Consider the following 18,858-nt stretch of genomic DNA (forward strand, 5'->3'; position numbering starts at 1 on the left):
GAACGTCGAGCGAGCCAGGAGCTGCGATGGCGGACAAGCGGATGACCGCGCCCGAGGTGGTGTCCCGGCTGCGGTCCGGGATGACCGTCGGGATCGGTGGGTGGGCCTCGCGGCGCAAGCCGATGGCCCTGGTGCGGGAAATCCTGCGCTCGGACCTCACCGACCTCACCGTCGTCTCCTACGGCGGTCCGGACGTCGGCCTGCTGTGCGCGGCCGGCAAGGTGCGGAAGCTGGTCTTCGGCTTCGTCTCGCTGGACTCCATCGCGCTGGACCCGCACTTCCGGGCCGCGCGGCAGGCCGGCGCCATCGAGGTCGCCGAGTACGACGAGGGCATGCTCCAGTGGGGGCTGTACGCCGCCGCGCTGCGGCTGCCGTTCCTCCCCACCCGCGCGGGCCTGGGCTCCGACGTCGTCACCTACAACCCCGACCTCGCCACCGTCGAGGACCCGTACGGCAGCGGTGAGGCGATGCTGGCGATGCCCGCCATCCCGCTGGACGCCGCGCTGGTGCACATGAACCGCGCCGACGTGCACGGCAACGCCCAGTTCCTCGGTCCCGACCCGTACTTCGACGACCTGTACTGCATGGCCGCGGAGCAGGCGTTCGTCTCCTGCGAGAAGATCGTGCCCACGGCCGAGCTGACCGCCACCGCGCATCCCGCGACCCTGCGGATCAACCGCATGTCGGTCACCGGTGTGGTCGAGACGCCCCGCGGCGCGCACTTCACCTCCTGCGCCCCCGACTACGACCGCGACGAGGCCTTCCAGCGCGCCTACGCCACCGCCGCGGCCGATCCGCAGGCGTGGCAGGAGTTCTCCGCCCGGTACCTCGCGGGCTCCGAGTCCGACTACCAGGCGGCCGTCGCGGCGGCCCGCGAGGAGGTCCCGGCATGACCAGCACCGTCGAGCAGGCCGCCACGACGCAGGCCGTCACCCGCGCCGAGGTCTGCGTGGTCGCCTGCGCCGACGCCTTCCGGGGCGACGGCGAGGTCATCGGCAGCGCCTTCGGCACCATCCCGGCGATCGGCGTGCGGCTGGCCCGCGAGACCTTCTCGCCGGACCTGCTCATCTCCGACGGCGAGGCGTACATGGTGCGCGGCACCTCGGCCGTGGGCGCGCCGGTCTCCGGCGACGTCGAGGCCTGGACCAACTTCCGGACCATCTTCGACCTGGTCTGGAACGGCAAGCGGCACGTCATGATGATCCCGTCGCAGATCGACCGGTACGGCAACGCGAACATCTCCGCGGTCGGCGACTACCACAGGCCGAAGGTGCAGCTGCTCGGCGTGCGCGGCGCCCCGGGCAACACCGTCTGCCACCCGACCAGCTACTGGGTGCCCAAGCACTCGGCCCGGGTGTTCGTCCCCGCCGTCGACATGGTCGCCGGGGTGGGCAACGACCGCGCCGCCGCGGCCGGCCCGGCCGCCTCCCGGTTCCACGACCTGCGCCGGGTGGTCACCAACCTGGCGGTGCTGGACTACGCCGCCGACGGCTCGGTGCGCCTGGCCTCGGTGCACCCGGGGGTCACCGTCGACGAGGTGCAGGCCGCGACCGGCTTCCCGCTGACCGTCGAGGGGGAGGTGCCCGAGAGCCGGCTGCCCACCGACGCCGAGCTCGAGCTGATCCGCACCGTGCTCGACCCGCGCACCCTGCGCGACAAGGAGGTCCCGGCGTGACCAGCGCCGCGACGACCGAGCGGGACGGCACCGCCTACCCCGCCGCGCTGCGCACCCGGGCCTGCGAGCTGTTCGACATCCGCTACCCGATCGTGCAGACCGGCATGGGGTACGTCTCCGACGCCGGGCTGACCGCGGCCACCTCCAACGCCGGGGGCCTGGGCATCCTGTCCGCCGGCCTGCTGAGCTACGCGGAGCTGGCCACCGCCATCGAGCAGGTGCAGGCCCGCACGTCGAACTCCTTCGGCGTGAACATCCGCGCCGACCAGCCCGACGTCGAGAAGCGGATCGACCTGCTGATCAGCACCGGGGTCAAGGTGGCCTCGTTCGCGCTGGCGCCCAAGCAGCACCTCATCGCCAGGTGCAAGGACGCCGGCCTGGTCGTCGTCCCCTCGATCGGGGCGCGCCGGCACGCCGAGAAGGTGGCCGGCTGGGGTGCCGACGCCGTCATCGTCCAGGGCGGTGAGGGCGGCGGGCACACCGGCGGCGTGCCCACGTCCCTGCTGCTGCCCCAGGTGGTCGACGCCGTCGACATCCCGGTGGTCGGCGCCGGCGGGTTCTTCGACGGCCGCGGCCTGGTGGCCGCCCTCGCCTACGGCGCCGAGGGCATCGCCATGGGCACCCGGTTCCTGCTGACCACCGACTCGCCGGTGCAGCCGGCGGTCAAGGACGTCTACCTGTCCAAGACCGTCAACGACACCGTCCTCACCACCGAGGTCGACGGCGTGCCGCAGCGCGTGCTGCAGGCCGGCACGGTCGACCAGCTGGTGAAGAGCAGCGCCGCCGGCCGGCTGCTGCGCTCGGCCCGCAACGCGCTGGCCTTCCAGAAGATCTCCGGCATCCCGTGGCACGCGATGGTGCGCGAGGGCCTGGCCATGCGGAAGAACCAGGACCTCACCTGGAGCCAGGTGATCATGGCGGCCAACGCCCCGATGCTGTACCGCGCGGCGCTGCTCGAGGGCCGCACCGACGTCGGCGTCATGGCCACCGGCCAGGTCGTCGGCCTCATCGACGACGTCCCGAGCTGCGCCGAGCTCATCGACCGGATCATCGCGCAGGCCATCGAGGTCCTGCGCCGGCTGGGCTGAGCCCGGCCGCACCCCGACGACAGGAGATCCCGCGTGACCGACGTCCCCGCGCAGAGCTGGGCCGGCCCCGCCCACGGGCTGCTGACCGGCCGGTCGGTCCTCGTGACCGCCGCCGCCGGCACCGGCATCGGCTACGCCACCGCCCGCCGCTGCGCCGAGGAGGGCGCGCGGGTGGCGATCAGCGACCGGCACGAGCGCCGCCTCGGCGAGGCCGCCGACAGCATCGAGCAGCTCACCGGCGTCCGGCCGCTGGCGGTGCCGTGCGACGTCACCGACCAGGGCCAGGTCGACGCGATGGTCGACGCCGTCGCCGCCGAGTACGGCGGCATCGACGTGCTGGTCAACAACGCCGGCCTCGGCGGCACCGCCAGCGTCGTGGACATGACCGACGAGCAGTGGGACGCCGTCCTCGCCGTCACCCTGACCGCCACCTTCAAGGTCACCCGCGCGGCCCTGCGGCACATGGTGCCCGCCCGGCGCGGGGTCGTGGTCAACAACGCCTCGGTCATCGGCTGGCGGGCGCAGGCCGGCCAGGCCCACTACGCCGCGGCCAAGGCCGGCGTCATGGCCCTCACCCGCTGCTCGGCGATGGACGTCGCCGAGCACGGCATCCGGGTCAACGCCGTCTCCCCGAGCATCGCGATGCACGCCCACCTGGCCAAGGTGACCAGCGACGACCTGCTCGCCCAGCTCTCCTCCCGCGAGGCGTTCGGCCGGGCCGCCGAGCCGTGGGAGGTCGCCAACGTCATCGTCTTCCTGGCCAGCGACTACTCGTCGTACATGACCGGCGAGGTCGTGTCGGTCAGCAGCCAGCACCCCTGAGGAGCGCATCCGTGACCACCGCAGAGCGGGAGATCGTCTCCCTCACCGTGCACGAGGACGGCGTCGCCGAGGTCGTCATGGACGCACCTCCGGTCAACGCACTGACCGTCGCCGGCTGGTTCGCCGTCGCCGAGAAGCTCGGCGAGGCCGGCCGCGATCCCGCCGTCCGCGTGGTCGTGCTGCGGGCCGAGGGTCGCGGCTTCAACGCCGGCGTGGACATCAAGGAGATGCAGCGCACCGAGGGCTTCACCGCCCTGCTGGGTGCCAACCGCGGCTGTTACGAGGCGTTCAAGGCCGTCTACGAGTGCCCGGTGCCGGTCATCGCCGCGGTCAACGGCTTCTGCCTGGGCGGCGGCATCGGCCTGGTCGGCAACGCCGACGTCATCGTCGCCGCCGAGAACGCCACCTTCGGCCTCCCCGAGGTCGACCGGGGTGCCCTGGGCGCGGCCACCCACCTCTCCCGGCTGGTGCCGCAGCACAAGATGCGCGCGATGGTCTACACCTCGGCCACCGCGACCGCCGCCGAGCTGCACGCGCACGGCTCGGTGCACTCGGTCGTCCCCCTCGAGGGGCTGCGCGACGCCGCCCTGGAGCTGGCCCGGTCGATCGCGGCGAAGGACCCGACGGTCATCCGCGCGGCGAAGGCCTCGCTCAACGGCATCGACCTGTGGGACGTCAACCGCAGCTACCGCTTCGAGCAGGGCTTCACCTTCGAGCTGAACCTGACCGGCGTCTCCGACCGGATCCGCGACGAGTTCGGCTCGTGACCGGGGCGCACGACAGCACCGAGGAGTTCCCGTGGACCTGACCTGGACCGCGTCGGAGGAGGCCTTCCGCGCCGAGGCGCGGGAGTGGCTGGCCACCCACGTGCCGCGCACCCCGCTGCCGTCGGGCGACACCCGCGAGGGCTTCGCCGCCCACCTGGAGTGGGAGCGGCAGCTGTTCGCCGACCGCTGGTCGGTGGTGTCGTGGCCGGCCGCCTACGGGGGCCGGGACGCCTCCATCTGGGAATGGCTGATCTTCGAGGAGGAGTACTACCGGGCCGGGGCTCCGCAGCGGGTCACCCAGAACGGCATCTTCCTGCTCGCACCGACGCTGTTCGAGTTCGGCACCCAGGAACAGCAGGACACCCTGCTGCCGCGCATGGCCGCCGCCGAGGACCTCTGGTGCCAGGGCTGGTCCGAGCCCGGCGCCGGCAGCGACCTCGCCGGCATCCGCAGCCGGGCCGACCGCGACGAGGACGCCGGCGGCTGGCGGCTGACCGGGCAGAAGACCTGGAGCACCCGCGGCGCGTTCTGCACCCACCTGTTCGGCCTGTTCCGCTCCGACCCCGGGTCGACCCGCCACCAGGGCCTGACCTACTTCCTCGTGCCGCTGGACAGCCCCGGGGTCACCGTGCGCGGCTTCGAGCGGCTCGACGGCGACGAGGGCTTCGCCGAGGTCTTCTTCGAGGACGTGTTCGTCCCCGACAGCGCCGTCCTCGGCGGGGTGCACCAGGGCTGGAAGGTCGCCATGGCGACCACCGGGTCCGAGCGTGGCCTCACGCTGCGCTCGCCGGGCCGGTTCCTGCACGCCGCCGACCGGCTGGTCGAGCTGGCCCGGTCCCGCCCCGACGCGGTCACCGGTGCGCTCGCCGACCGGGTGGCCGAGGTCTGGATGCAGGCGCAGGCCTACCAGTACTTCACCCTCGCCCAGGTCACCGGCCTGGTGGAGGGCCGCAACCCCGGCTCGCGCTCCAGCCTGAACAAGGTCTTCTGGTCCGAGCTCGACATCCGGCTGCACGAGACCGCCCTGGAGCTGCTCGGCCCCGACGGGCAGACCGACAACCCGTGGAGCCGCGGCTTCCAGTTCTCCCTGTCCGGGCCGATCTACGCCGGCACCAACGAGATCCAGCGCAACATCATCGCCGAGCGGGTGCTCGGCCTGCCGAGGAAGTGAGCCCATGCGCTTCGCGCTGACCGCCGAGCAGGACGACCTGCGGCAGGTCGTGGCCGACCTGATGGCCAAGCTCTGCCCGCCCTCGGTCGTCCGCTCCGCCCCGGACTCGCCGGCGGTGGGCACGCTCGCCGCCGGCCTGGCCGACCTGGGCGCGCCCGGCCTGCTCGTCCCCGAGGACGCCGGCGGCCTGGGCCTGGACGAGGTCTCCCTGGTGCCGCTGCTGACCGAGGTCGGCCGGGCCGCCGCGCCGCTGCCGGTGCTGGAGACCGTCGCCGTCGCCCCGGGCGTGCTGCTGGCCGCCGGGCTGCTGGACGACGTCCTCGCCGGCACCACCGCCGTCGGCGCCGACCCCTCCGGCCGCGGGCTGGTGCGGTACGGCACGCGCGCCGGCCTGCTGCTCTCCGGCGGTGCCGGGGGCACCGGCGCCATCCGCGTGCTCGACCTCAGCGGCGCCGCCCGCGAGCCGGTCGCCGCGGTGGACCCGGCCGCGGACCTCCAGCAGGTGAGCGGCGCCCGCGAGCTGGCCGTCGTCGACGACCCCGACGTCGTGCACGCGGCCTGGCTGCGCGGCGCCCTGGGCGCCGCGGCCGAGCTGGTCGGGCTGTCCTGGCGGATGCTCGACATGACCGTCGAGTACGTCGGGTCGCGCACCCAGTTCGGCGTGCCGATCGGCTCGTTCCAGGCGGTCAAGCACCACCTGGCCACCGCGCTGCTGCAGGTCGAGTTCGCCGCGCCGGTGGTCGCCCGCGCCGCGCTGTCGCTGGCCGCGGGGGAGGCCGAGGTCATCCGCGACGTCGCCGCCGCCAAGGCCATGGCGTCGGACGCCGCCCGCCTGGTGGCCCGGACGACGATCCAGTGCCACGGTGCCATCGGGTACACCACCGAGTACGACCTGCACCTGTTCGCCAAGCGGGCCTGGGCCCTGGCCGCGGAGTGGGGCTCGGCGGCCTGGCACCGCGCGCGGGTCGCCGAGAGCCTGGGCCTGCCGCTGCCGGGGAGCCTGCCGGCCGCCTGACCGCACCCGCCGTCCCGTTCCGCCCGAGAACCCGAGGAGAGCGCCATGAGCAGCCCCGAGACCCCCGCCGACGGCGCGGACGCCCCGGTCGTCACCTACGAGCAGCGCGGCGACGTCGCCGTCGTCACGATGAACCGGCCGGAGTACCGCAACGCGCAGAACTCCCGGATGACCTACGCGCTGGACGACGCCTTCTACCGGGCCGCCGCCGACAACAGCGTCAAGGTCGTGGTGCTGGCCGGCAACGGCAAGCACTTCTCCGCCGGCCACGACATCGGCACCCCCGGGCGCGACATCGACCAGTCCTTCGACCGGCGCGCGGGCCTGTGGTGGGACCACACCGACAAGGAGGGCGCGGAGAGCCGCTACGCCCGCGAGTCGGAGGTCTACCTCGGCATGTGCCGGCGGTGGCGGGAGCTGCCCAAGCCGACCATCGCCATGGTCCAGGGCGCCTGCGTGGCCGGCGGGCTGATGCTGGCCTGGTGCTGCGACTTGGTCGTCGCCGCCGACGACGCGTTCTTCGCCGACCCGGTCGTGCGCATGGGCATCCCCGGCGTCGAGTACTTCGCCCACCCGTGGGTGATGGGGCCGCGCTTCGCCAAGGAGTTCCTCTTCACCGGCGACCGCGTGTACGCCGAGCGCGCCCTTGCCCTCGGCATGGTCAACCGGGTCGTGCCCCGCGACCAGCTGGAGACCGAGACGTTCGCGCTCGCCGAGAAGATCGCCACCATGCCGCGGCTGGGGCTGGCGCTGACCAAGAAGGCGGTCAACCAGGCCGAGGACCTCATGGGCCTGCGCGCCGGCATGGACTCGGTCTTCGGCCTGCACCACGTCGCGCACGCGCACAACGCCGAGGTGGGCCTGGACTCCCTGGCCGGCATGGACGCCCGGTCGATGAAGAAGTCGGCCGCCTCGTCCTGAGGCGGCACCGCACGGGCCGGTCGCGCGGGGGCGCGCGACCGGCCCGTCGCCATCTCAGGGGGCGTAGGGGCGGTTGGTCCAGCCGCTGCCGTCCTCGCGCGGGAACCACCCGCCGGCGGCGTGGCTGCCGCCGTCGACGTGCAGCGTCGTCCCGGTCACGTAGGCCGACAGTGGCGAGGCGAGGAACAGCGCGGGGCCGGCGACGTCGTCCGGCGTTCCGGGGCGGGCCAGCGGCGCCCACAGCCGCCAGCGCCACCAGTCCTCCTCCGCCACCCGCTCCCGGTAGGGCACCTGCGGGGTCTCGACGAGGTCGGGGGCGATGGTGTTGAACCGGATGCCGTCGGGCCCGTGCTCCAGCGCCATGCTGCGCGACCACGCCATGAGCGCGGCCTTGGCGCCGGAGTAGACCGCGTGGCCCGGGATCGCCCGGTGCGCCTCGACGGTGGTCATGCTGATCACGCTGCCGCCGCGGCCGCGGGCCAGCATGCCCGGCAGCAGCGCGGCGGTGAGCTCCAGGGCGTGGTCGACGTTGACCCGGAACATCCGCGCCCAGTCGTCGGGACCCTCCTCCACGAACCGCCGTGGGGCGCGCAGGAAGTGCCCGACGTTGTGCACCACCACGTCGGGCTCGCACTGCCCGGCGATCCGCGCCGCCGCGCCGGGCTCGGTCACGTCGAGGACGAGGGTGTCGACGCCGTCCGGCACGTCCCCGGGTACGTCGACGTCGACGGCGAGCACCCGCGCGCCGTGCGCCGCGAACGCCGCGCTGACCGCACCGCCGATGCCGCCGCAGCCGCCGGTGACCACGGCCTGCAGGCCGGGAAGCAGGGGGCCGGGGGAGTGGATCGGAGTCATGCCCGAACGCTAGGCTACCAAGCGCTTGCTCGACAACGACCTGAGGAGCCCCATGACGCTGTTCGTCGGACTGCCCAACCACGGCGACTACCTGGGCGACCGGCCGTGGCGCGCCCTGGTCGGGCTGGCCGAGGCCGCCGAGGAGGCCGGCGTGGGCGGGGTCTCGGTGGTCGACCACGTGGTCATGGGGACGCAGCTGGAGAAGTACCCCTACGGCGGCTTCCCCGGCGGCCCCGAGGCCCCGTGGCTGGAGCCGATGACGGTGCTGTCGACCATCGCGGGGGCCACCGAGGACCTCCGGCTGGCCACCGGCGTGCTGATCTCCCCGCTGCGGCCGCCGGCGCTGCTGGCCAAGTCCGCGGCCACCCTCGACGCGCTCAGCGGCGGCCGCCTGGTGCTCGGGGTGGGCACCGGCTGGCAGGCCGAGGAGTACGAGGCCTCGGGCCTGGACTTCGCCCGGCGCCACCAGCTCCTGGACGACGGCCTGGCCGCCTGCCACGCGCTGTGGCAGGGCGGGCCGGTCGACTTCACCTCGGAGACGCTGTCGTTCTCGCAGATCGCCTGCTATCCGCGGCCGGTGCAGGCCGGCGGCGTGCCGATCTGGATCGGCGGCAAGCTGACCGAGCGCAACCTCGAGCGCATCGTGCGGTGGGGGAGCGGGTGGATCCCCGCGCCGACCGACGGCGGCAAGGTCGTCGCCGAGGGCATGGCCACCCTGCGGGCGGCGATGGAGGAGGCCGGCCGCGACCCGGCGTCGGTCAGCGTGCGGATCTCCCCGCGGCTGTCGCTCGACGGGAACGGGCGGGTGGACCAGGAGGCGTTCGTGGCCAACACCCGCCGGATGCTCGAGGCCGGCGGCACCGACGTCCTGGTGATGCTGCAGGCGTGGTGCCCGGACCCCGCCGACGCCCCGGCCGTGCTGCGGGACCTGGCCGACGCGATGGCGGCGGTCTGAGCCCGGCTCCCTGGTCGTCCGCCGGGAGCGGCGCGGCACCCCCGAGGGCGCCGCTCCCGGCGGACCCGGCTCAGCCCGCGGCGGTGGCGACCGGCGGGTACAGCGGGCCGCCGCCGAACAGCTCGCGTTGCACCCGCGGCCGGCGGCCGCCCTCCTCGGTGATGCCGTAGCGCTCGGCGATCTCCGCCGAGATCAGCGCGGTGCCCGACAGCGACGGGAGGTCGGGGTCGGCGGCCACCGCGGCCAGCACCCGCCCCTGGAACGCCGGCGTCTCACCCTCGGAGACCAGCGCCCCGGCCACCGAGGTGATCCCGCGGGAGAGCAGCGCCTCGGTCTGCACCAGCCCCGGCCAGAACGAGACGGCGGAGACGCCGTGCGGGCGCAGCTCCCGGGCCATGTCGTTGGCCATCTTGTCCAGGCCGGCCTTGCTGATGCCGTAGAGCACCGAGTGCAGGTACGAGCGGGCGCCGAACGAGGAGATGTTCACGATCAGCCCGGAGCGGCGGGCCACCATGTGCGGCGCCGCGGCGCGGCTGGCCACGTAGTGGGCGCGCAGCCCCACGCCGATCAGCTGGTCCCACTCCGACAGCGGCCGCTCCCAGAACGGGGCCTCGACGATGCCCGGGCCCACCCACGCGTTGTTGACCAGCAGGTCCAGCCGGCCGTGCTCGGCGACCACGCCGTCCACCAGCGCGGCGACCTGCTCGTCGTCGCGGTGGTCGCAGACCGCCGCGACCGCGCGCCCGCCGGCGGCGGTGACCCGGTCGACGGTGTCCTGCAGCGGCGTGCCGGCACCGGCCGGCCCGCGGCCGGTGACGACGACGGTCCAGCCGCTCTCGCCCAGGCCGACGGCGATGCCCTGCCCGACGCCGCGGCTGCCGCCCGTGACCAGCGCCACGCGGCCGGCGCCCTCACCCTGGCCGCTCACCGGAAGTCCTCCTCGATGGCGACGCCGTCGGCCAGCGGCCGGGAGTACGACCACAGCGTGTGCGCGTGCGACTTGGCCATCTTCCACTCGCCGTCCTCGACCACGTAGCGGTCGTCGTACTCGATGGCGGCCAGCTTCTCGGTGCGGTCGTGCAGGTTGATCTGGCGGAAGCGCAGCGTCCACCGGCCCACGGCGGTCAGCGGGTCGAGCAGCGTGATGTCCGGGTGCAGGCCGTGGTGCATGTCGAGGATCAGGTGCCTGCCGTCCTCACCGGTGGCCCGGGCGATGCGGGAGAAGACCGCCACCAGGCCGTCGGCGTCGTCGTACCGGCCGATGCGGGGGCCGTAGTCCAGGTCGGCGCCCCGGGCGATGAAGCAGGCGCGGAAGGCCTCGGCGTCCTTGGCGTCGCAGGCCCGCCAGTAGCGGTACTTCAGCCGCTCGATGGCGGCCACCGCCTCGAGTGCGGCGATCCGGTCCTCCAGGGTGCGGGTGGTCTGGAGCGCGGTCATGGTGCCTCCTTGAGCTCTGGCCGGGACCCGGCCGGGGGACGGGCGAGGTGGCAGACGACGCTGCCGGACGGACCGTGTGCGGGGGTGGCGACCGGCACCTGCTCGGTGCAGACCGGCAGCACGCTGGGGCAGCGGGAGCTGAACGGGCAGCCCGGCGGCGGGGACGCCGGGTCGGGCAGTTCGCCGGTGAGCCGGATGCGGGTGCGCTGCCGCTGCCGCACCGGGTCGGCGACCAGCGCCGCCGACAGCAGCGCCCGGGTGTAGGGGTGCACGGGCTGCTCGAACAGCTCGTGCGTGGGCCCCTGCTCGACGATCGTGCCCAGGTACATGACCGCGATGCGGTCGGCGATGTGCCGCACCACGCCGAGGTCGTGGGAGATGAACAGGTAGGCGATCCCCAGTTCCCGGGACAGCCGCTGCATCAGCTGCAGGATCTGGTTCTGGCTGGACACGTCCAGCGCGCTGACCGCCTCGTCGGCGACGACCAGCTTGGGGTTCAGCGCGATCGCGCGGGCGATCGCGATCCGCTGGCGCTGGCCGCCGGAGAACTCGTGGGGGTAGCGGTCCACGTGCTCGGCGCGCAGGCCCACCTGGACCAGCAGCTCGCGGGCACGGGCCCGGCGGGCCGCGCGGTCGAGGTCGGTGTGCACCACCAGCGGCTCGCCGATGACGTCCTCGATGGTCATCGCGGGGTTCATCGAGGAGAACGGGTCCTGGAACACCATCTGCATGTCGCGGCGGACCGCCCGCATCCGGTCCTTCGGCAGGCCGGTCAGCGGGGTGCCCTCGAAGACGATCTCGCCGCCCGTGGTGGGCACCAGCTGCAGGATGCCGCGCGCCGCGCTGCTCTTGCCCGATCCGGACTCGCCGACGACGGCCACCACCTCGCCGGGCCAGATGTCGAGGTCGATGCCGCGGACCGCGCGCAGCCGGCGCCGCCGGCCGGTGCGGAAGGTGACGTCGAGGCCGCGGACGCTCAGCAGCGGGGTGCCCTCGCGGGCCGGGGGAGCGGGGACGGGGGAGCTCGCGGGGCTGCTCACCGGGTACCTCCGAGGACGAGCTCACCGGCGCGGGCACAGCGGGTGACCCGCCCGGGGCCGGCGTCGGCCAGCAGCAGCGGCTCGCCGGTGCAGACCCCGGGGACGGCGTGCGCGCAGCGGGCGGCGAACCGGCAGCCCGGCGGCACCGCCCACGGCAGCGGCGCCGAGCCGGGGATGACGTGCAGCTCGTCGGGGCCCTCGACGCTGGGCAGCGAGCGCATCAGCCCCTCGGTGTAGGGGTGCCGCGGCGCGGCGAACAGGTCGTCGACCTCGGCCCGCTCGACCACCTGGCCGGCGTACATGACCACGACCCGGTCGCAGATGTCGGCGACCACCCCGAGGTCGTGGGTGACCAGCAGGACGCCCATGCCGAAGCGGGCGCCCAGGTCGCGCAGCAGGTCGAGCACCTCGGCCTGGATGGTCACGTCCAGCGCCGTCGTCGGCTCGTCGGCGATCAGCAGCTCCGGCTCGGTGGACAGCGCCATCGCGATCATGACGCGCTGGCGCATGCCCCCGGAGAACTGGTGCGGGTAGTCGCGCACCCGGTCGCGGGCCCGCGGGATGCCGACCAGGTCGAGCACCTCGACCGCCCGCTCCGTGGCCGCCTTCCGGCTGCCGCCGCGGTGCCGGCGCACCGTCTCGGCGATCTGCGCGCCGACGGTGAACGCCGGGTTCAGGCTGGTCATCGGCTCCTGGAAGATCATCGAGATCTCGTTGCCGCGGACGTCCTGGATCTGCCGCTCGGGCAGGGTCAGCAGGTCGCGGCCGCGGAACAGCACCTGCCCGCTGGTGATCCGGCCGGGCGGGGTCTCGATCAGCCGCAGCACCGAGAAGCAGGTGACCGACTTGCCCGACCCGGACTCGCCGACCAGGCCGACGACGCTGCCCTCGGGCACGTCGAAGCTCACGTCGCTGACCACCGGCAGGTAGCCGCGCTCGGTGGCGAACTCCACGGTCAGGTCGCGCACCGACAGCAGCGGGACCGCCGGGTCGGGGAGGGAGGCGGCCACGGGTCAGCCCTTCCGGACGGTGCGGCCGACGGAGTCGTTGACCCCGTCGCCGACGAGGTTGCAGGCCAGGACCGCCAGGATGATCGTGACGGCGGGGACGACGATGGGCCACGGCGTGTAGAACCACGACGCGCGGCCGTCGGCGAGCATCACGCCCCAGCTGGGGTCGGGCGGCTGCACGCCGAGGCCGAGGAAGCTCAGGCTGGCCTCGGCGAGGATGGCGAAGCCGCAGGCGAGGCTGATCTGCACGATCAGCGGCGAGGCGACGTTGGGCAGCACGTGCCGGCGCAGCACCCAGCCGGTCGGCGTCCCGATGCTGCGGGAGGCCTCGATGAAGGTCTCCTCGCGGACGGCGAGCACCGCGGAGCGCACGACGCGGAAGAACCGCGGCACGAACACGATGCCGATGGCGATCATCGCGTTGGTGACGTCCGGGCCCATGACGCCGACGATCGCCATGGCCAGCAGCAGCGGCGGGAAGGACAGCAGGGCGTCGGCGATCCGGCTGAGGACGGCGTCCCACCAGCCGCGCAGGTAGCCGGCGACCAGCCCCGGCACCACGCCGATGGCCAGGCCCACCGCGACCGAGGTGATCGCGGCCTCCGCGGCCACCCGCGCACCGAACAGCAGCCGGGAGAGGGTGTCGCGGCCGAGGCTGTCGGTGCCGAGCAGGTGCCCGTCGGACAAGGGCGGGAGCCGCCGGGCCAGGAGGTCCTGCGCGAGCGGGTCGTGCGGGGCGATGACCGGCGCCAGCAGCGCGACCGCCGCCCACACCACCAGCACGGTCAGGGCCGCGACGTTGGTGACCGAGCGGAGGAACCGCCGGGCGAACTGCCGGCGGGGGGACGGCGCGGCGGCCTCGTCGGCGTCGCCGGCGGGCGGCGCCCCGACCGTCGACGGCAGGACGGGCGGGACGATCTCCGGCGGGCCGGCCTCCGTCGTGCTCATGTGGTCCGCTCCCCTCGCGGGTTCAGGTAGCCGTAGGAGATGTCCACGAGCAGGCTGGCCACGACGGTGATGAGCACGGCGAACACGACCATCCCCTGGATGGCCGGCAGGTCGCCGTTGAGCACCGACTGGACGGCGAAGTCGCCCAGGCCCTTGATGCCGAAGACGCTCTCGATGACCGCCGTGCCGCCGAGCATGTAGCCGATCTGGATGCCGATGACGGTGACCACCGGCATGAGGGCGTTCTTCAGCGCGTGCCGGCCGACCACCGCGCGCGGGCGCAGGCCCTTGGCCACGGCGGTGCGCACGTAGTCCTGCCTGAGCACGCCCACCATGGCGCTGCGCAGCTGCCGGGCGATCTCGGCGGCGCACACCACGCCGAGGGCCAGGCCGGGCAGCAGCAGGTAGGACAGCCACTCGCCGAAGCCCTCGGACAGCGGCGCGTACCCGGTGGCCGGCAGCCAGCGCAGGCTGATGCCGACGACCAGGATCAGCAGCAGGGCGAGCACGAAGTTCGGCGTCGCCAGGCCCAGGGTGCTGGCGACGGTCACGGCCCGGTCGGGCCAGCGGCCGGCGCGGCGTCCGGCGATCATGCCGGCCGGGATGCCGATGACCAGCGCCATGACGATCGCGACGACGGCGAGCGAGAGCGTGATCGGCAGCCGGTCGAGCAGGATGTCCGCGATCGGCACCGAGTAGGTGAAGCTGGTGCCGAGGTCGCCCCGCAGCAGGCCGCCGACGAAGGAGCCGTACTGCACCAGCAGGGGCTGGTCCAGGCCGAGCTCGGTGCGGACCATCTCGACCTGCTCCGGGGTGGCGGCCTCGCCGGCGATCCGGGCCGCCGGGTCACCGGGGATCAGCAGCACCAGGCTGAAGGTCAGCAGCGTGACGATCAGCAGCAGCGGCACCAGCGCCAGCAGGCGGCGGCCGACGAGGCGGAGGACTCGTCCCCTCATGCGCGGACTCCTCGCAGTGGTTCGGGCGGGACGCGGACCGCGCCGGCGGGGCCCCTCCCGGGGCCCCGCCGGCGGCGGGTCACTCCCCGGTCGTGATGCCGACGCCGCGGAACTCGCTCACCCCGTTGACGGTGGGCTCGTAGCCCGCGACGGAGGTGCTGCAGAACGCGCCGACGTCGTTGAAGGTCAGGGGCACCACGCGCGCGTCGTCGAGCACGATCTGGCTGGCCTCGGCGAGCGCGGCGCCGCCCTCCTCGGGGTCGGCGATCGCGTCGGCGGCGGCCAGCGCCTCGAGGAAGCCGTCGGGCGTGCTGCGCGACGGGTTCTGCGGCGAGGTCGGGGCGAAGTACGCCGTCATCAGGTTGGACGGGTCGGGGCGGCCGGTCCAGGCGGTGACGACCGCGTCGGCCTCCCCGCGCGCGAAGCTGACCCCGGCCTCGGCCGGCGAGCGGGTGTCGAGCTCCATCGTGATGCCGACCTCGGCCAGCTGCTGCTGGATGATCTGGGCGGTGGTCACGAACTGGGGCAGCCCCAGCACGATGGCGCGGAAGGTGAAGCCGTCGGGGCGGCCGGCCTCCTCCAGCAGGTCGCGTGCCTTGTCCGGGTCGGGGGCGTACCGGTCGGCCAGCTCCTCGGAGTGGGCGAAGTAGCCCTCGGGGAACAGCTGGGTGGCGGCCTCGCCGTGGCCCTCCTGCGCCGCGGCCAGGATGGCCTCGCGGTCGATGGCGTAGGAGATGGCCTGGCGCGCCGCCGGGTTGGCCAGCTCGCCGCTGCTGCTGTTGAAGTACAGCACCGACTCGGTCAGCGTCGTGGCGACCTCGGTCCACACGTCCGGGATCTGCATCGCCGCGTCGATGATCTCCGGGTTGGCCAGGCCGCAGTCGGTCTGGCCGGACTCCACGCCGTTGAGCAGCGCCTGGGAGTCGCTGATGACCGAGATCTCCAGGCCGGCCAGCCGGAGCGCGTCGGCGTCCCAGTAGTCCTCGCTCGCGGCGAAGCTGTAGCGGGCGCCGGGCTCGCTGTCGGTGAGGGTGAACCGGCCGATGCCGACCGGCGTCTGGGCCAGGGCCGCGGCCGCCTCGGGGGTGGCGAACGCCTGCGGGCTGACCATCATCCCGGCCAGGTCCGACAGCGTCAGCGGCAGCTGCGCCCCGGGGCCGGTCAGGTTCAGCACGACGGTGGTGGCGTCCGGGGTGTCGATCGAGCCGACCGGCGCCAGCAGGGCCGAGGAGATCGAGTCGGGCTCCTTGGCGCGCAGCAGGTTCAGCCGCACGGCCTCGGAGTCGAACGGCGTCCCGTCGCTGAAGGTGAGGCCCTCGCGCAGCGTCAGGGTCAGGGTCGAGCCGTCGGGGGCCAGCTCCCAGCTCTCGGCCAGCCCCGGCACCGGAGAGCCGGTGATGTCGCGGTGCACCAGCCGGTCGTAGACGAAGTTGAGCAGCGTGAAGTCCGAGCTCAGCCGGGTCTTGTGGGGGTCGAACGACGTGACACCGGCGGTGACGGCGTAGCGCAGCGTCGCCGACGTGTCGAAGTCCGCCGTGCTGGCGTCCGGGGAGCCGGAGGAGTCGCTGCCGCCACCCCCGCCCGAGCAGGCCGTCAGAGCCAGGGCGGTCGCGAGGGCGCCCGCCAGTCGAAGTCGTGACATCGAGTCCTCCGTCGCTGGCCAAGCAAGCGCTTGGGAGGTGCCACGGTGGCACAGGTCACCCCGACGGGTCAGCCGACCTCCCGCTGAGAGGAACGCCCGTGATGGACCCGTGACCGGCCGGGTAGCGGGTCAGGTCACCCGGTCGCCGAGCCAGGCCCGCACCGGCCGGAGGGCCACGGTGGCCACGTGCAGCTCCCGCCGGGCGAACCGCCAGCCCTGCGGGGTGCGCCGGTAGGTGTCGGCGTAGCGCAGCTGCCACACGAGGTCGGTGACCTCGCCGGAGCGGCCGCGGGAGAGGTGGTGGGCCTCGCAGGCCACCGTGCCCGTGGCGGTGTCGTCGTCCCCGCCCGCGTCGTGCACCTCGCCGACCACCGCGTGGAACGTCTGCGGCACCGCGGCGACCGCCGACATCGCCGCCCGGATCGCCGCCCGCCCCTCGTGCGCGGTGACCGGGGCCAGCGACGCCGGCGGGTCGGGCAGCACCAGGACGCCGTCCTCGGTGAACAGCGCGACCACGGTGTCGAGCTCGCGGCGGTCGACGGCCAGGGCGTAGCGGGCGGTGAGGTCGCACAGCGCCGCGCGCACCTCCGGGGCGACGGGCTGCGGGGCAGGGGCGTCGGCGGGCATGGCCGCGACGCTAGGGGTGCGCCGGACGGCCGGGCACGCGCCGGTCCGGTGACCGGGAGAGGCGGCCGCCACGGGTCCGCCGGGCCCGCAGACTCGCCCGGGTGAGCAGCCCGGACCGGCGTCGGCCGGTGGCCCTGGTGACCGGTGCCAGCCGCGGCATCGGCCGCGCGATCGCCCTCGCCCTGGCGCGCGCCGGGTACGACGTCGCCTTCACCGCCCGCACCGTGGAGGAGGGGCAGGGCGTCGTCGAGCCGCGGTCCAGCGCCGATCCGCGCCGCGCCATTCCGGTGCCCGGCAGCCTGGCGACGACGGTGGCGCAGGTGCGCGCCTGCGGTGTCCGCGCGCTGCCGGTGCCCATGGACCTGCTCGACCCGGCCTCCGTGCGGGCCGCCGCCGACCGGGTGCACGCCGCGTGGGGCCCGGTCGACGTGCTGGTCAACAACGCGATCACCCACCTGGCCGGCGAGCACGACCGGCTGCTCGACCTCGATTCGGACGTGGCCGCGCGCACGATGGCCGGCAACTTCCTGGCCCAGCTGGTGCTGGTGCAGGCGGTGCTGCCGCCGATGGTCGCGGCCGGCGGCGGCACCGTGGTCGACCTCGCGTCGGGCTCGGCGACCACCGATCCGCCCGCGCCGCCGGGGGAGGGCGGCTGGGGGCTGGCCTACGCGGCGTCGAAGGCGGCCTTCGGCCGGCTGGCCGGGGCGATCGACGTCGAGTACCGCGGCGCCGGCGTGCGCGCGTTCAACCTCGACCCGGGGTTCGTCGTCACCGATGCCGGCGCCGCGCGCGGCGGCACCGGCGCGATCGCCGGCGCCGGATTCGCGCCGACCCCCGAGACGGCGGCCGGCGCGGCCGTCGTCTGGCTGGCCACCGCGCCGGACGCCGACCGGTTCCTCGGCCGGGTGGTCTGGACCCCGCGGCTGGTGGCCGACCTGGGCCTGCCGGTCTGACGCCGGGTCCCGATCAGCAGGAGCGGCGGCTGGCCGGCCGTCGTCCCGCCCGCAGGATGCGGGCTCCGTACCGAGCAGGGGAGAGGCGCGACAGTGGGCATCCTGGACGGCAAGGTCGCCGTGGTCACCGGCGCAGGGCAGGGCGTGGGGCAGGGCATCGCGCTCGCCCTGGCCGCGGAGGGCGCCGCGGTCGCCGTCCTCGGCCGGACCAAGGAGAAGCTCGACACGACGGTGGAGCTGCTGCGCGCCCGCGGCGTGCGGGCGGAGCCGGTGCCGTGCGACGTCACCGACCTCGAGGCGATCCCCGGGGTCGTCGAGCAGGTCGCGCGCACCTTCGGCGGCATCGACGTGCTGGTGAACAACGCCTACTCCGGCGCCTACGGCCCGCTGCTGTCGATGAGCGACGAGACGTTCCAGCGCGGCTTCGTCAGCGGCCCGTTCGCCACCTTCGCGTTCATGCGCGCCGCGCACCCGTACCTCAAGGAGCGCCGCGGCGCCGTGGTGAACCTGGTGAGCTCGGCGATGGTGCGCTGGGACCTGTCGACCTACGGCGCCTACGCCTCGGCCAAGTGGGCGATCCGCTCCCTGACGCGGGCCGCCGCCGACGAGTGGGGCCCCGACGGCATCCGGGTCAACGCGATCGCCCCGCACGCGCTCTCGCCCGGCCTCAGGGGATGGGTCGAGCGGAACCCGGAGGAGGCCGCGGAGTTCCAGCGGACCATCCCGCTGGGCTACATCGGCGAGTGCGAGGAGGACATCGGGCGCGCCGTCGTCGCCATCGTCAGCCCGGCGATGCGCTACCTCACCGGGGCGACCGTGCCGCTCGACGGCGGCCAGGCCAACTTCGACTAGCGCCGCCGGTTCCCGGTGCGGGGGCCGTGGGGGGGGGGGGGGGGGGGGGGGGGGGGGGGGGGGCGGGGGGGGGGGGGGGGGGGGGGGGGGGGGGGGGGGGGGGGGGGGGGGGGGGGGCGGGGGG

The 18,858-nt window shown here is 74.5% G+C and carries 20 protein-coding genes; 11 read left to right on the forward strand and 9 right to left on the reverse strand.

What is annotated here, in order from left to right:
• Positions 1–26: 26 nt before the first annotated feature.
• The 8 genes from ACI79R_RS17140 to ACI79R_RS17175 are packed head-to-tail and all read left to right on the forward strand — an operon-like array spanning position 27 to position 7,459.
• Positions 27–893 (forward strand): CoA transferase subunit A, encoded by an 867-nt coding sequence (locus ACI79R_RS17140; RefSeq protein ID WP_456574856.1) that lies wholly within the window; start codon positions 27–29, stop codon positions 891–893.
• Positions 890–1,675, forward strand: coding sequence for a CoA-transferase subunit beta (locus ACI79R_RS17145; protein ID WP_456574857.1), 786 nt, complete (start codon positions 890–892; stop codon positions 1,673–1,675). The genes ACI79R_RS17140 and ACI79R_RS17145 overlap by 4 nt, the downstream gene beginning before the upstream one ends.
• Positions 1,672–2,763: an NAD(P)H-dependent flavin oxidoreductase gene (locus ACI79R_RS17150; protein ID WP_456574858.1), complete on the forward strand. Its 1,092-nt coding sequence runs from the start codon at positions 1,672–1,674 to the stop codon at positions 2,761–2,763. The genes ACI79R_RS17145 and ACI79R_RS17150 overlap by 4 nt, the downstream gene beginning before the upstream one ends.
• Before the next feature lie 33 nt (positions 2,764–2,796).
• Positions 2,797–3,585 carry an SDR family oxidoreductase gene (locus ACI79R_RS17155; protein WP_456574859.1) on the forward strand — a complete coding sequence of 263 codons (789 nt, stop codon included), beginning with the start codon at positions 2,797–2,799 and terminating at the stop codon, positions 3,583–3,585.
• 11 nt (positions 3,586–3,596) lie between these two features.
• Positions 3,597–4,352: an enoyl-CoA hydratase family protein gene (locus ACI79R_RS17160; RefSeq protein ID WP_456574860.1), complete on the forward strand. Its 756-nt coding sequence runs from the start codon at positions 3,597–3,599 to the stop codon at positions 4,350–4,352.
• Positions 4,353–4,383: 31 nt separating this feature from the next.
• Positions 4,384–5,523, forward strand: coding sequence for an acyl-CoA dehydrogenase family protein (locus ACI79R_RS17165; protein ID WP_456574861.1), 1,140 nt, complete (start codon positions 4,384–4,386; stop codon positions 5,521–5,523).
• A gap of 4 nt (positions 5,524–5,527) precedes the next feature.
• Entirely contained in the window at positions 5,528–6,538 is a 1,011-nt protein-coding gene (locus tag ACI79R_RS17170) for an acyl-CoA dehydrogenase family protein (RefSeq protein WP_456574862.1), read from the forward strand.
• A gap of 45 nt (positions 6,539–6,583) precedes the next feature.
• A complete protein-coding gene (locus tag ACI79R_RS17175; RefSeq protein WP_456574863.1) occupies positions 6,584–7,459 on the forward strand; it encodes an enoyl-CoA hydratase in 876 nt (291 codons plus the stop codon).
• Positions 7,460–7,513: 54 nt separating this feature from the next.
• Here the strand turns inward: ACI79R_RS17175 and ACI79R_RS17180 are convergent, their stop codons facing one another.
• Positions 7,514–8,314 carry an SDR family NAD(P)-dependent oxidoreductase gene (locus ACI79R_RS17180; protein WP_456574864.1) on the reverse strand — a complete coding sequence of 267 codons (801 nt, stop codon included), beginning with the start codon at positions 8,312–8,314 and terminating at the stop codon, positions 7,514–7,516.
• Between the two features lie 52 nt (positions 8,315–8,366).
• Here ACI79R_RS17180 and ACI79R_RS17185 point away from each other — a divergent pair, with 52 nt between their 5' ends.
• Positions 8,367–9,269, forward strand: coding sequence for a TIGR03619 family F420-dependent LLM class oxidoreductase (locus ACI79R_RS17185; RefSeq protein WP_456574865.1), 903 nt, complete (start codon positions 8,367–8,369; stop codon positions 9,267–9,269).
• Between the two features lie 70 nt (positions 9,270–9,339).
• Here the strand turns inward: ACI79R_RS17185 and ACI79R_RS17190 are convergent, their stop codons facing one another.
• The 8 genes from ACI79R_RS17190 to ACI79R_RS17225 form a co-directional block, all read right to left on the reverse strand.
• The gene (locus ACI79R_RS17190; RefSeq protein WP_456574866.1) at positions 9,340–10,197 is read right to left on the reverse strand and encodes an SDR family NAD(P)-dependent oxidoreductase; all 858 of its coding nucleotides are present in this window, start codon (positions 10,195–10,197) and stop codon (positions 9,340–9,342) included.
• Complete coding sequence (locus ACI79R_RS17195) at positions 10,194–10,706, reverse strand: nuclear transport factor 2 family protein (protein ID WP_456574867.1); 513 nt, start codon at positions 10,704–10,706, stop codon at positions 10,194–10,196. Before ACI79R_RS17195 ends, ACI79R_RS17190 begins: the two co-directional genes overlap by 4 nt.
• Positions 10,703–11,746 (reverse strand): ABC transporter ATP-binding protein, encoded by a 1,044-nt coding sequence (locus ACI79R_RS17200; protein WP_456574868.1) that lies wholly within the window; start codon positions 11,744–11,746, stop codon positions 10,703–10,705. The genes ACI79R_RS17195 and ACI79R_RS17200 overlap by 4 nt, the downstream gene beginning before the upstream one ends.
• Positions 11,743–12,756: an ABC transporter ATP-binding protein gene (locus ACI79R_RS17205; RefSeq protein ID WP_456574869.1), complete on the reverse strand. Its 1,014-nt coding sequence runs from the start codon at positions 12,754–12,756 to the stop codon at positions 11,743–11,745. The genes ACI79R_RS17200 and ACI79R_RS17205 overlap by 4 nt, the downstream gene beginning before the upstream one ends.
• A 3-nt stretch (positions 12,757–12,759) precedes the next feature.
• Complete coding sequence (locus tag ACI79R_RS17210; protein WP_456574870.1) at positions 12,760–13,704, reverse strand: ABC transporter permease; 945 nt, start codon at positions 13,702–13,704, stop codon at positions 12,760–12,762.
• A complete protein-coding gene (locus tag ACI79R_RS17215; protein ID WP_456574871.1) occupies positions 13,701–14,660 on the reverse strand; it encodes an ABC transporter permease in 960 nt (319 codons plus the stop codon). The genes ACI79R_RS17210 and ACI79R_RS17215 overlap by 4 nt, the downstream gene beginning before the upstream one ends.
• Before the next feature lie 79 nt (positions 14,661–14,739).
• Entirely contained in the window at positions 14,740–16,302 is a 1,563-nt protein-coding gene (locus ACI79R_RS17220) for an ABC transporter substrate-binding protein (RefSeq protein ID WP_456574872.1), read from the reverse strand.
• 129 nt (positions 16,303–16,431) lie between these two features.
• Complete coding sequence (locus ACI79R_RS17225) at positions 16,432–16,929, reverse strand: nuclear transport factor 2 family protein (RefSeq protein ID WP_456574873.1); 498 nt, start codon at positions 16,927–16,929, stop codon at positions 16,432–16,434.
• A 101-nt stretch (positions 16,930–17,030) separates the two neighbouring features.
• Here ACI79R_RS17225 and ACI79R_RS17230 point away from each other — a divergent pair, with 101 nt between their 5' ends.
• Together ACI79R_RS17230 and ACI79R_RS17235 are read left to right on the forward strand one after the other, a co-directional pair.
• Positions 17,031–17,882, forward strand: a complete 852-nt coding sequence (locus ACI79R_RS17230; protein ID WP_456574874.1) for an SDR family NAD(P)-dependent oxidoreductase — start codon at positions 17,031–17,033, stop codon at positions 17,880–17,882.
• Positions 17,883–17,975: 93 nt separating this feature from the next.
• Positions 17,976–18,734: an SDR family NAD(P)-dependent oxidoreductase gene (locus ACI79R_RS17235; RefSeq protein ID WP_456574875.1), complete on the forward strand. Its 759-nt coding sequence runs from the start codon at positions 17,976–17,978 to the stop codon at positions 18,732–18,734.
• The last annotated feature ends 124 nt before the right edge of the window (positions 18,735–18,858 follow it).

The organism is Blastococcus sp. SYSU D00820 (assembly GCF_054050695.1).